The sequence below is a fragment of the Neisseria wadsworthii 9715 genome (genome assembly GCF_000227765.1).
GTDB lineage: Bacteria > Pseudomonadota > Gammaproteobacteria > Burkholderiales > Neisseriaceae > Neisseria > Neisseria wadsworthii.
In genome coordinates, this window is the sequence record NZ_JH165159.1 from 712,649 (window position 1) to 724,448 (window position 11,800).

Here is an 11,800-nt window from a genome sequence, read left to right on the forward strand (position 1 = left end):
TGAATTAATTTGCCAGCCATTCCTGAATCTGCTTTTCCAAAGCTGCTTCACTTAAGCCCAGCTGGTCGAGTAGCAGGGCCGGATCGCCATGTTCGGTTACGATGTCTTCAATAGCGGCGAGTAATACAGGTTTGCAGATTTTGTGCTTTGCCAAAAGTTCCAATACTGCGCTACCTGCACCGCCTTGTTCGGCATTTTCTTCAGTGCAGACAAGGTAATCGTGCTCACGGGCCAATTGTAGGATCAGGGGTTCATCAAGCGGTTTGACGAAGCGCATATCGGCTACGGTTGCATTGAGTTTTTCTGCAACGCCCAAAGAAGGGCGAACCATGCTGCCAAAAGCGAGAATGGCGGTTTTGTTTCCCTGCCTGCGGATAATGCCTTTCCCGAGCGGCACGGTTTCCAGATTAGCAGCGGGAACGGCGCCGTTACCGGAGCCTCTCGGGTAGCGCACCACAGTTGGCGCATCCAATGCATAACAAGTGGAAAGGAGTAGGCGGCATTCGGCTTCATCGCTAGGCGCGGCAATTACCATATTCGGAATGCAGCGTAGAAAGCTCAAATCGTATACACCTGCATGAGTCGGGCCGTCGGCGCCGACAATGCCTGCGCGATCAACGGCAAACATTACGGGCAGGTTTTGCAATGCCACATCATGTACCAATTGGTCATAGCCGCGTTGCAGAAATGTGGAATAAATCGCCACCACGGGCTTTGCGCCTTGGCAAGCCAAGCCTGCGGCAAAGGTGACAGCATGTTGTTCGGCAATGCCGACATCAAAATAACGTTCGGGAAAACGTTGCTCAAACTCTACCAACCCGCTGCCTTCTCGCATGGCCGGCGTAATGGCAACCAGCCTGTTATCAGCTTCCGCTTGATCAATCAGCCATTGTCCGAAAATTTGGGTGTAAGTAGGTTTGGGCGGAGCAGCCGGTTTGTCTGCTTCGGATGCGGTGGGTGTTTTGCCGATAGCGTGGTATTTCACAGGATCGCGTTCGGCCAATTTGTAGCCATTACCTTTTTTAGTAATAACGTGCAAAAGCTGCGGGCCTTTTTTGCTGCGCAGCTCGCGAAGTACATCAACCAAGTGCTCAACATTGTGGCCGTCTACCGGGCCGGTATATTCAAATCCGAAGTTTTCAAACAGTGAGAGTGACTGCTTGATATGATCGCCTTCGCTGGCGATGGCTTTGATTTTGTGTTCGACTTTTTGTGCAATTTCCAGCGCGCCGGGTAATTTATCCAGAACTTTACCGGTTTGGTTTTTGATGGTGCTCAATACGCCGCGCATGTCTCGAACGACATTGCTTGCCAGATATTTAGGAAGCGCACCTACATTAGGGGAAATCGACATTTCATTGTCATTTAGAATAACCAGCAGATCAATATCCATATCACCCGCGTTATTTAAGGCCTCGAAGGCTTGGCCGGCTGTCATCGCGCCATCTCCGATTATGGCAACGCTGCGGTTGCTTCGGCCCGCCAGTTTGTCTGCCACTGCCATGCCCAAAGCTGCACCGATGGATGTGGAAGAATGGCCTACGCCGAAATCATCGTATTCGCTCTCGCTGCGCTTAGGAAAACCCGCCAAGCCGCTGTATTGACGCATAGTGTGCATCCGATGGCGGCGACCGGTGAGGATTTTATGCGGATAGCTTTGATGGCCGACGTCCCACACCAAATGATCATTGGGTGTGTTGTAAACATAATGTAGTGCAATGGAGAGTTCTATAGCGCCAAGATTGCTTGCAAAATGACCGCCGGTTTTGCTTACACTTTCCAATAAGAATGCGCGCAATTCGCCAGCCAGTCGCGGCAATTGCGTTTTTTCCAAGCAACGCAGGTCGCTTGGCAGGTTTATGGTATCTAATAATGGCGTGCTCATAAGGCGGTCTTTTGGTAAGTGTAGTTATAAGCGTTGATTATAACAAGTTTTGCGCCAAACTGAATATGCTTTACCGATGCCTGTCTGAAACGTTTTTTTCAGACAGGCATTTTGAATCAAAACAGAATTTTCTCACACTATCCCCTTTAAATTATTGCTAAAACGGAGTACATTTCAGAGCTGATTCAATTTAATCAGGACACAGCCAAAATGGAACGTTTTCCCAAATCTCATAAGCTAGATCATGTTTGTTACGACATCCGGGGCCCGGTACACAAAGAAGCTTTGCGTCTTGAAGAGGAAGGGCACAAAATTCTGAAGCTCAATATAGGAAATCCTGCACCTTTTGGCTTTGAAGCACCTGATGAGATTTTGGTGGATGTTATCCGCAATCTGCCTTCTTCGCAGGGATATTGTGATTCAAAAGGCCTTTATTCCGCACGAAAAGCCATTGTTCATTATTATCAAACCAAAGGTTTGCGCGATATCACGGTGAACGACGTTTATATTGGCAACGGGGTGTCTGAATTAATCACGATGGCTATGCAGGCGCTTTTGGATACCGGTGATGAAATTCTTATTCCTGCGCCGGATTATCCTCTTTGGACAGCTGCCGCCACTTTGGCAGGTGGCACTGTGCGCCATTATTTGTGTGACGAAGAGAATGAGTGGTTTCCTGATATTGAGGATATCAAAGCCAAAATTACGCCAAATACCAAAGCCATCGTTATCATTAACCCTAATAATCCTACCGGCGCGGTGTACAGTAAAGAAATCTTGCTTGAGATTGCGGAAATTGCCCGTATTCATAACCTGCTGATTTTTTCAGATGAAATTTATGACAAAATCCTTTATGACGGTGTAGTACACCATCATATTGCCGCACTGGCTCCTGATTTGCTGACCATTACCTTCAACGGTCTTTCGAAATCTTATCGTGTTGCCGGATTCCGCCAAGGCTGGATGGTACTTAATGGGCCAAAAAGACATGCGCAAGGCTATATTGAAGGCTTGGATATGCTGGCATCTATGCGCTTGTGCGCAACTACACCAATGCAGCATGCCATTCAAACTGCATTGGGTGGCTATCAGAGCATTAATGATTTGGTGCTTCCGGGTGGCCGGCTTTTGGAGCAGCGTAATAAAGCTTATGAAATGCTGGTACAAATCCCCGGTATTTCGTGCGTGAAGCCTAAAGGCGCTATGTATCTTTTCCCTAAAATCGATACAGAAATGTATAACATTCATGATGATATGCAATTCGTGTTTGATTTGCTCAAGCAGGAAAAAGTATTGCTGGTGCAAGGTACCGGCTTTAACTGGCCGAAACCGGATCATTTCCGTGTGGTTACTTTGCCCTATGTGCATCAGATAGAGGAGGCGATGAACAAACTGGCTCGCTTCCTGAAACACTATCATCAGTAATTTGACTGTGTAACTAGAGAAAACAGTGCTTTTGCAGATAAAAAATGCCTGTCTGAAAACATTCTTTCAGACAGGCATTTGCTTTTGAGTCCCAATAAATCACTTAATCTTTCAAGAAGGTTACGCCTGCCAATTGTGATTGCAAGATAGCATTGCGAATAGTAGACAGTGCCTTAGGCCGTATGAAATTACGGCGGTAAGCCAAAACAATACGCCGCTCCGGTGCCTTACCTTTAAACGGTATGATGCTGAACAGCATGTGATCATTTTCTGTTAACGCAGTTGCCGGTAGTACGCTGATTCCCAAACCGCTGGCAACCATGTGGCGGATGGTGTTAATAGAGCTGCCTTGCAGGGTGTTGGTCAGCCCCATGATTTTTTGGCGCGAGGCCAGTTCGGAACAGCTATCCAGCACTTGATCACGCATACAATTGCCTTCGGTAAGCAATAATACTTGCTCCTCGGAAAGTTCTTGGGTATCGACTGCATCAAGTTCTTCAAAGGGGTGTCTTTTGGGAACAATAACAAAAAACGGCTCATCGTAGAGTGGCATACTGATGATACCGGGCTCATGGAAAGGTTCTGCTACTATAATGGCATCTAAGTCGCCGCGTTTGAGTGCTTCGGTAAGTGCTTGGGTGTAATTTTCATCAAGCATCAGCGGCATCTTCGGAGCAGTTTCGCGTAGTGAAACAATCAGTTTCGGTAAAAGATAAGGGGCAACGGTAAAGATCAAACCAAGCTTGAAAGCGCCTTCCAACTCATTTTGCTCTTCAGATGCCAAGTGTTTGATGATCTCAGCTTCTTCAAGCACCTTGCGCGCTTGAGCAATGATGCGCTCTCCCGCTTCAGTAGTGATAATTTCACTACTGCTGCGATCAAACAATGACACTGAAAGCTCTTCTTCCAGCTTTTTAATGGCGATAGAGAGTGTGGGCTGGCTTACAAAGCAGCGCTGGGCGGCGCGACCGAAGTGCCGCTCTTGCGCCACGGCAACGATATAGCGTAATTCGGTCAGTGTCATTTTTTAACCTTCTTTTTTCTGATCGGGTAATGTAATGTTTAATTCAAGTACATCAAGCCCGTTTTGTTTTTCTTGGGAAATGCGAATATCGTCTAGTGAGACGTTGACGTATTTCGACAATACTTCCAGCAATTCTTTTTGCAAAGTCGGCAGATAATCCGGAGCCTGCTCTTTCACGCGCTCTTGTGCAATGATGATTTGCAAGCGGTCGCGGGCGACTTGTGCGGTTTTGGGCTTGCGGCCGAACAGGATATCAATTAAAGCCATAGGATTAACCTCCGAACAGGCGTTTGAAGAAGCCTTTTTTCTCGGCATCCAGGAAACGCATTTCGCGGTTTTCGCCTAACAAACGGGAAATTACGTCTTTATAAGCTTCAGCAGCCACGGCATCTTGCTGATGGATAACGGGTGAGCCGGCATTAGAAGCTTGCAATACATTTTGTGATTCGGGAATCACGCCAATTAATGGGATGCGCAGGATATCTTGGATGTCTTGCACGGAAAGCATCTCGCCTTTTGCAACACGCTCGGGGGAATAGCGGGTAATTAACAGATGTTCTTTAACGCTTTCACCTTTTTCAGCTTTGCGGCTTTTACTACCCAAGATGCCTAAGATGCGATCTGAGTCGCGCACACTGGATACTTCAGGGTTGGTGGTAATAATGGCTTCATCTGCAAAATAGAGCGCCATTAATGCACCGGTTTCAATACCGGCCGGAGAGTCGCAGATTACATATTCGAAATCCATTTTTTCGGTGAGCTCGTTGAGCACTTTTTCTACGCCTTCTTGGGTTAGTGCGTCTTTGTCACGAGTTTGAGAGGCCGGCAGGATAAATAGGTTATCGCAATGTTTGTCTTTGATGAGTGCTTGGTTGAGCGTAGCCTCGCCTTGGATGACATTGATTAAGTCGTATACCACACGGCGTTCGCAGCCCATAATTAGGTCAAGGTTGCGCAAGCCGACATCGAAGTCGATAACGGCAGTCTTATGGCCGCGCAGGGCCAAGCCTGTTGCGATGCTGGCGCTAGTAGTTGTTTTACCTACGCCGCCTTTACCTGAAGTTACTACAATGATTCTTGCCACGGTGTTTCCTTCTGTTGATTTGTTAATGTTAATTAATTTTACCATCATCTTATTCTGCATCAATTGCACTGATGATTAAACGGTCGTCTTGCAGGTATACCTGCACAGGCTTATGGTTGAGGTGGGCGGGCAGGTCTTGTTCGAAAGTGCGGTAAATTCCTGCCACAGAAACCAGCTCGGCCTGCATGGAGTGGATAAATATTCTGGCATTTCGGTTGCCGCTTGCGCCCGCCAATGCGCGGCCACGCATGGGGCCGTAAATATGGATATTACCATCGGCAATGAGTTCTGCACCTTTGCTGACCATGCCGGTTATGATCAAATCACCGTTTTCGGCATACACTTGTTGACCTGAGCGGATGGGAGAGGAAACAAAAACGGTAGGTTTGCTGATAACAGTTGCTTGGGGTTGTTGTCTAACCTCGGCAATGGTTTCAGTTTGCTGTATTTTGGTCTGTGGGATATCTGAACTGTTTGCGCTGCCAATTTGACAAAAGGGTAGACCGTGCTTGGTGGCAATTTGGCTCCATTGTTCGTGTTCGTGGCGTAAGCCGGCTAGCACTAATCCGTGGCTCCTAATAAGAGAAGCGATGCCGCCGACATTGAGGTCGGCGGGGTTGTTAAAATCCTGCACATCGAGCAGGAGCGGCATATTTAGTTCTTTATATTGGGTGGCGCGCTGCTTTAGAGCCTGATCTATTTTTCCTAGGTCACTTGTATGGATTTGTAGTGCCAGAGCATCGAGGCGCGCGGATTTCACGTCAAAAACGGTATTCATTTTAAAATGGTTACCATAAAAAAATTTAATTAGTAGAAGTTTACCGCGTAAAACAAACCTATTCAATCTATGCTGGGTAGTAATGATGAAAAAAGATTTGAGCGGTGGTTTGGCGTGTGAAGAAAAGTAAAGTTGTGCGGCTATTTTACAACGTGATTTAAACAATGCCTGTCTGAAAAGGTGTTTCAGACAGGCATTGTTTGTTGTGGCGGATATTTAGTTTTTTTGTTGTTTCCGACTATGTATTAGGGAGTAGAGAATGGATATGCCTAGTGCGCAGAATATAATAATCAGTGAAACTCCCACTGGTATGTGTGCCCACTTCACGATCAACATTTTTATGCCGATAAAGCTGAGCACAAATGCCAGTCCGTAGTGAAGGAATGCAAAACGGTCGGCAATATCGGCCAGAAGGAAGTACATGGCCCGTAAGCCTAAAATAGCAAAGATATTGGAGGTTAATACAATGAAAGGGTCGGTGGTCACGGCAAAAATGGCAGGGATGCTGTCAACCGCAAAAATGACATCTGAGAGTTCGACCATGATTAGAACCAGCAGTAAAGGTGTTGCAACACGTTTACCATTTTCAATAGTAAAGAAATTTTCACCATCTAGATTGTGGCTTACACGGATGTGCTTTTGAAGCCAGATCAGTGCTTTGTTGTGTGACAAATCTTCTTGTTCGCTATTTTCGCCATGCTTGAGCATTTTTAGGCCGGTATAAAGCAGAAATGCACCAAACACATATAAGATCCATGAAAATTCCCGAACTAATACGGTGCCGATAAATATCATGATGGTGCGAAGAACAATGGCGCCAAATACACCATACAGCAATACGCGGTGTTGGTATTGCGGTGGAACTTTAAAATAGCTGAAAATCATCAGAAATACGAAAAGGTTATCGACCGCCAATGATTTTTCAAGCACATAGCCTGTGAAAAATTCCATCACTTTTTGGGTGGCAATGTGTTGTCCGATAGCTTGGTTGTGAGCCAATTCCCAATAAAGCCATCCGGCAAAGCCGCATGAAACAGCCACCCAGATAACGGACCAAATCAGAGCTTCTCTTATACTTACTTTGTGTGCGCCTGTTTTTTTTAATGACAACATATCAATGACAATCATAACCAAAACGGCAACGCAAAACACACCGTAAAACAACGGTGTGCCTACTGATATTTGGGGTTGCATTTTGAAAATACCTAAATCGAATTAAAGTTCAGTTGGTTATTTTAGCAGAAGTGTAGTCAATAAAAGAAAAATGGGTTTCGCATGGTTTTGGAAGTCAATGCCTGTCTGAAATTAAACTGCTCATTCAGGAAGGTATTTACCAACTAAGATAAAACATAGACTTGGCTAAGAAAACAATCAGTATCATGTGGCAGAACACAGCCCTGTGGATATATTTAGACCATGCTAGTGTCAATGTGCCGCGCCGCATTTTGCTGACCGCAATGATAAAGTGTAGTAAAACGCTAAGTGCTAAAAAAACCTTAAAAACCAGTTGAATAGAAAAGGGAGAACTAAGCGGTTGAGCAAATGCCTCCACATAACGGCGGGTCATAACTAGCCCTGAAACGAAAACACTGATAACGACTACAGGCATTACAAGAGTAGCTCGTCGCGAAATGGCCTGTTCGGTTTCCTTGCGGGCTTCGCGGGAAACTTGCTTGTTATGGATTGCACTTAATATCAGCATTTCAAAAAATACGCCGCCGACAAAAATGATGGCGCAAAATAAATGAGTAATATGAGCAATGGCATAGGTTGTCATAACATAATCCTGTAAAACTTTAACGATGAAAAAGTATCTTAAGGTCAGGTATTGCAATAATGGTTCATTAATTATTGTATTGTATGTATTAATAACAAATTTGGAATAGATTAATTATCTACCAATTGCGAATTTAAGGAGTTTACTATGAAAAATACGGTAACTAAGATTATGACAGTAACAGTAGTTGCTGCTTTGCTCTCGGCCTGTCAAGGCATGACAACTACTCAGCGTAATACTGCAACTGGTGCGGTTATTGGTGGTGTGGCAGGTAATCTAATCGGTAAAGATACAGGCTCTACATTGGGTGGTGCTGCGTTGGGTGGTGTTATCGGTAGCCAAGTTAAATAATCCGACCGAGTTAAAAACTACTGGTTGATTAAATTTGCTGTGTATCTATAACAAATGCCTGTCTGAAAAATTCAGACAGGCATTTATATTGCTTTAAGCAAACATAGCTTCTAAAAAACATTGGCTGTGCATAATGTGACGCGCCGTGTTCTTTATGTGATCGGTAACTGAGAGCGTAGTAAATAATTCTCTTATAAAGCTTTTTGACGTATTCCATTGACTTGGTTGTTGTAAAGCAGCTATAATTCCGCTCTTGTCGGCATGGTGTCGGCAAGTATTTAACTCAACAGGACGAGAAAATATGCCTACTATTAATCAATTAGTACGCAAAGGCCGTAAAAAGCCTGTGTACGTAAATAAAGTGCCCGCACTGGAAGCTTGCCCGCAAAAACGCGGCGTATGCACCCGTGTGTACACTACTACTCCGAAAAAACCAAACTCTGCATTGCGTAAAGTATGTAAAGTGCGCCTGACTAACGGTTTTGAAGTGATTTCATACATCGGTGGTGAAGGCCATAACTTGCAAGAGCACAGTGTAGTACTGATTCGCGGCGGTCGTGTAAAAGACTTGCCGGGTGTGCGTTATCACACTGTTCGCGGCTCTTTGGATACTGCAGGTGTTAAAGACCGTAAACAAGCCCGTTCTAAATACGGTGCAAAACGTCCTAAGTAATATTAGGATTTATCAGGCACGTAGGCGGCTCTAAAAGCTGTCGAGTAAGTGAATATCCTGTTGGATATTCATGGGAAATGCCCAACTGAATAGATATTTAAGGAATTAAAATGCCAAGACGTAGAGAAGTCCCCAAGCGCGACGTATTGCCGGATCCGAAATTCGGTAGCGTTGAATTGTCTAAATTCATGAATGTTTTGATGATTGACGGTAAAAAATCAGTGGCTGAGCGTATCGTTTACGGTGCACTTGAGCAAATCGAGAAAAAAACCGGCAAAGCAGCTATCGAAGTATTTAATGAAGCCATTGCTAATGCCAAACCTATCGTGGAAGTGAAAAGCCGCCGTGTCGGTGGTGCCAACTATCAAGTTCCTGTTGAGGTGCGTCCTTCTCGCCGTTTGGCGCTGGCAATGCGTTGGGTGCGTGATGCTGCCCGCAAACGTGGTGAAAAATCAATGGATTTGCGTTTGGCGGGTGAATTGATTGATGCAGCTGAAGGTCGTGGCGGTGCAATGAAAAAACGCGAAGAAGTACACCGCATGGCTGAAGCCAACAAAGCATTCTCTCACTTCCGCTTCTAATCCAGATTTAGAAAGGCGACCAAAATGGCTCGTAAAACCCCTATTCAACTGTATCGTAATATTGGTATTTCAGCCCATATTGATGCAGGTAAAACTACTACGACTGAACGTATCTTGTTCTATACCGGTTTGACTCACAAACTTGGTGAGGTGCACGACGGTGCAGCAACTACCGACTATATGGAGCAAGAGCAGGAGCGTGGCATTACCATTACTTCTGCCGCTGTAACTTCCTACTGGAAAGGTATGGCTGGTCAGTTTAAAGAACACCGTTTCAACATTATTGATACCCCGGGACACGTTGACTTTACCGTAGAGGTAGAGCGTTCTATGCGTGTATTGGATGGTGCGGTAATGGTTTATTGTGCGGTGGGCGGCGTTCAGCCACAATCTGAAACTGTATGGCGTCAAGCCAACAAATATCAAGTTCCACGCTTGGCATTTGTGAATAAAATGGACCGTCAAGGTGCCAACTTCTTCCGCGTGGTTGAGCAGATGAAAACTCGTCTGCGCGCTAACCCTGTGCCTATTGTTATTCCGGTAGGTGCAGAAGATAACTTTAGTGGTGTGATTGATTTGTTTAAGATGAAATCAATCATTTGGGATGATGCTTCTCAGGGTACTAAGTTTGAATATAGTGAAATTCCTGCTGACTTGGTTGCTACCGCTGAAGAGTGGCGTCAAAATATGATTGAAGCTGCTGCGGAAGCCAGCGAAGAGTTGATGGACAAATATTTGGGCGGCGAAGAGCTGACCGAAGAAGAAATTATTTCTGGTTTGCGTCAACGTACGTTGGCAGGTGAAATCCAACCTATGTTGTGCGGTTCTGCTTTCAAAAACAAAGGTGTTCAACGTATGTTGGATGCTGTGGTAGAGTTATTGCCCTCTCCAATTGACATCCCTCCCGTGCAAGGTGAAACGCCTAATGGCGAAAAAGCCAGCCGCGAAGCCAGTGATGATGCTAAATTCTCAGCATTGGCATTTAAAATGTTGAATGACAAATACGTTGGTCAGCTGACTTTCATTCGTGTTTACTCAGGCGTCGTTAAGTCGGGCGATACTGTTATCAATTCGGTAAAAGGTACACGTGAACGTATTGGTCGTCTGGTGCAAATGACTGCTGCCGATCGTACTGAAATTGAAGAAGTTCGTGCGGGTGATATTGCTGCCGCGATTGGTTTGAAAGATGTAACGACAGGTGAAACTTTGTGTGCTGAAGATGCGCCAATCGTGTTGGAGCGCATGGAATTCCCAGAACCAGTTATTCACGTTGCTGTAGAACCTAAAACCAAAGCAGACCAAGAAAAAATGGGTATTGCTTTAAACCGTCTTGCAAAAGAAGACCCTTCTTTCCGTGTTCGCACTGATGAGGAGTCTGGTCAAACTATTATCTCTGGTATGGGTGAGCTGCACTTAGAGATTATCGTTGACCGAATGAAGCGTGAATTTGGTGTGGAAGCCAATGTCGGTGCACCACAGGTAGCTTATCGTGAGACCATTCGTAAAGAAGTGGAATCTGAAGCGAAGCACGTTAAACAGTCTGGTGGTAAAGGTCAGTATGGTCACGTAGTGATCAAGATGGAGCCAATGGAACCTGGTGGTGAAGGTTACGAATTTATTGATGAAATCAAAGGTGGCGTAATTCCACGTGAATTTATTCCATCTTGCGATAAGGGTATCCGTGATACACTGCCCAATGGTATTGTTGCTGGCTATCCAGTAGTAGATGTTCGTGTACGTCTAATTTTCGGTTCTTACCATGATGTTGACTCATCTCAAATAGCATTTGAATTGGCTGCTTCTATGGCCTTCAAGGAAGGTATGAAAAAAGCTAGTCCAGTGTTGCTCGAGCCGATTATGGCTGTTGAGGTGGAAACACCGGAAGAATATATGGGCGACGTAATGGGTGACTTGAACCGCCGCCGTGGTATCGTATTGGGCATGGATGATGATGGTATTGGTGGTAAAAAAGTTCGAGCAGAGGTGCCATTGGCTGAAATGTTCGGTTATTCTACTGACCTTCGTTCGGCTACTCAGGGTCGTGCCACTTACTCCATGGAGTTTAAAAAATATGCCGAAGCTCCTGCTCATGTAGCGGCTGCTGTTACCGAGGCGCGTAAGGGCTAAGGCATTTGTCAGGTTGTCTAAATAACTGGAGTTTTCAGGCAGCCTTTGTTCTTTGAAATGATCTTTTGTGTAAAGGAATTAGCTAATGGCTAAGG

12 protein-coding genes are annotated in these 11,800 nt (G+C 45.3%); 5 read left to right on the forward strand and 7 right to left on the reverse strand.

Translation table 11 applies throughout. The annotated features are described in order from the left end of the window. Positions 1-4: 4 nt before the first annotated feature. Positions 5-1,885 carry a 1-deoxy-D-xylulose-5-phosphate synthase gene (gene dxs, locus HMPREF9370_RS03075; RefSeq protein WP_009115842.1) on the reverse strand — a complete coding sequence of 627 codons (1,881 nt, stop codon included), beginning with the start codon at positions 1,883-1,885 and terminating at the stop codon, positions 5-7. 210 nt (positions 1,886-2,095) lie between these two features. Here dxs and HMPREF9370_RS03080 point away from each other — a divergent pair, with 210 nt between their 5' ends. Then, positions 2,096-3,310, forward strand: a complete 1,215-nt coding sequence (locus HMPREF9370_RS03080) for a pyridoxal phosphate-dependent aminotransferase (RefSeq protein WP_009115844.1) — start codon at positions 2,096-2,098, stop codon at positions 3,308-3,310. A gap of 103 nt (positions 3,311-3,413) precedes the next feature. Here HMPREF9370_RS03080 and HMPREF9370_RS03085 read toward each other — a convergent pair whose 3' ends face one another. From HMPREF9370_RS03085 to HMPREF9370_RS03110, 6 genes are all read right to left on the reverse strand, one after another. Further along, a complete protein-coding gene (locus HMPREF9370_RS03085) occupies positions 3,414-4,334 on the reverse strand; it encodes a hydrogen peroxide-inducible genes activator (RefSeq protein ID WP_009115845.1) in 921 nt (306 codons plus the stop codon). A 3-nt stretch (positions 4,335-4,337) separates the two neighbouring features. Beyond that, positions 4,338-4,601, reverse strand: a complete 264-nt coding sequence (gene minE, locus HMPREF9370_RS03090; RefSeq protein ID WP_009115846.1) for a cell division topological specificity factor MinE — start codon at positions 4,599-4,601, stop codon at positions 4,338-4,340. Positions 4,602-4,605: 4 nt separating this feature from the next. Beyond that, the gene (gene minD, locus HMPREF9370_RS03095; protein WP_040667399.1) at positions 4,606-5,418 is read right to left on the reverse strand and encodes a septum site-determining protein MinD; all 813 of its coding nucleotides are present in this window, start codon (positions 5,416-5,418) and stop codon (positions 4,606-4,608) included. 49 nt (positions 5,419-5,467) lie between these two features. Beyond that, complete coding sequence (gene minC / locus HMPREF9370_RS03100; protein ID WP_040666835.1) at positions 5,468-6,196, reverse strand: septum site-determining protein MinC; 729 nt, start codon at positions 6,194-6,196, stop codon at positions 5,468-5,470. A gap of 216 nt (positions 6,197-6,412) precedes the next feature. Beyond that, positions 6,413-7,390, reverse strand: a complete 978-nt coding sequence (locus tag HMPREF9370_RS03105; RefSeq protein WP_009115849.1) for a TerC family protein — start codon at positions 7,388-7,390, stop codon at positions 6,413-6,415. Between the two features lie 136 nt (positions 7,391-7,526). Continuing rightward, on the reverse strand, positions 7,527-7,973 hold the full coding sequence (locus HMPREF9370_RS03110) for a CopD family copper resistance protein (RefSeq protein ID WP_009115850.1): 447 nt from the start codon (positions 7,971-7,973) through the stop codon (positions 7,527-7,529). Positions 7,974-8,120: 147 nt separating this feature from the next. On the opposite strand from HMPREF9370_RS03110, the gene HMPREF9370_RS03115 reads away from it, so the two are divergent. The 4 genes from HMPREF9370_RS03115 (at position 8,121) to fusA (ending at position 11,705) form a co-directional block, all read left to right on the forward strand. Continuing rightward, positions 8,121-8,324 (forward strand): YMGG-like glycine zipper-containing protein, encoded by a 204-nt coding sequence (locus HMPREF9370_RS03115; protein WP_009115851.1) that lies wholly within the window; start codon positions 8,121-8,123, stop codon positions 8,322-8,324. 301 nt (positions 8,325-8,625) lie between these two features. Then, positions 8,626-8,997, forward strand: coding sequence for a 30S ribosomal protein S12 (rpsL, locus tag HMPREF9370_RS03120; RefSeq protein ID WP_003783497.1), 372 nt, complete (start codon positions 8,626-8,628; stop codon positions 8,995-8,997). A 110-nt stretch (positions 8,998-9,107) separates the two neighbouring features. Next, positions 9,108-9,578, forward strand: a complete 471-nt coding sequence (rpsG, locus tag HMPREF9370_RS03125) for a 30S ribosomal protein S7 (RefSeq protein WP_009115852.1) — start codon at positions 9,108-9,110, stop codon at positions 9,576-9,578. 24 nt (positions 9,579-9,602) lie between these two features. Next, complete coding sequence (gene fusA / locus HMPREF9370_RS03130; RefSeq protein ID WP_009115853.1) at positions 9,603-11,705, forward strand: elongation factor G; 2,103 nt, start codon at positions 9,603-9,605, stop codon at positions 11,703-11,705. The last annotated feature ends 95 nt before the right edge of the window (positions 11,706-11,800 follow it).

What these genes read in the sequence shown, in the direction of transcription:
- fusA (WP_009115853.1), top strand. Translation starts at nt 9,603, where the DNA reads ATGGCTCGTAAAACCCCTATTCAACTGTATCGTAATATTGGTATTTCA.
- HMPREF9370_RS03110 (WP_009115850.1), bottom strand. Translation starts at nt 7,973, where the DNA reads ATGACAACCTATGCCATTGCTCATATTACTCATTTATTTTGCGCCATC.
- HMPREF9370_RS03085 (WP_009115845.1), bottom strand. Translation starts at nt 4,334, where the DNA reads ATGACACTGACCGAATTACGCTATATCGTTGCCGTGGCGCAAGAGCGG.
- dxs (WP_009115842.1), bottom strand. Translation starts at nt 1,885, where the DNA reads ATGAGCACGCCATTATTAGATACCATAAACCTGCCAAGCGACCTGCGT.
- rpsL (WP_003783497.1), top strand. Translation starts at nt 8,626, where the DNA reads ATGCCTACTATTAATCAATTAGTACGCAAAGGCCGTAAAAAGCCTGTG.
- minC (WP_040666835.1), bottom strand. Translation starts at nt 6,196, where the DNA reads ATGAATACCGTTTTTGACGTGAAATCCGCGCGCCTCGATGCTCTGGCA.
- rpsG (WP_009115852.1), top strand. Translation starts at nt 9,108, where the DNA reads ATGCCAAGACGTAGAGAAGTCCCCAAGCGCGACGTATTGCCGGATCCG.
- HMPREF9370_RS03115 (WP_009115851.1), top strand. Translation starts at nt 8,121, where the DNA reads ATGAAAAATACGGTAACTAAGATTATGACAGTAACAGTAGTTGCTGCT.
- minE (WP_009115846.1), bottom strand. Translation starts at nt 4,601, where the DNA reads ATGGCTTTAATTGATATCCTGTTCGGCCGCAAGCCCAAAACCGCACAA.
- HMPREF9370_RS03080 (WP_009115844.1), top strand. Translation starts at nt 2,096, where the DNA reads ATGGAACGTTTTCCCAAATCTCATAAGCTAGATCATGTTTGTTACGAC.
- HMPREF9370_RS03105 (WP_009115849.1), bottom strand. Translation starts at nt 7,390, where the DNA reads ATGCAACCCCAAATATCAGTAGGCACACCGTTGTTTTACGGTGTGTTT.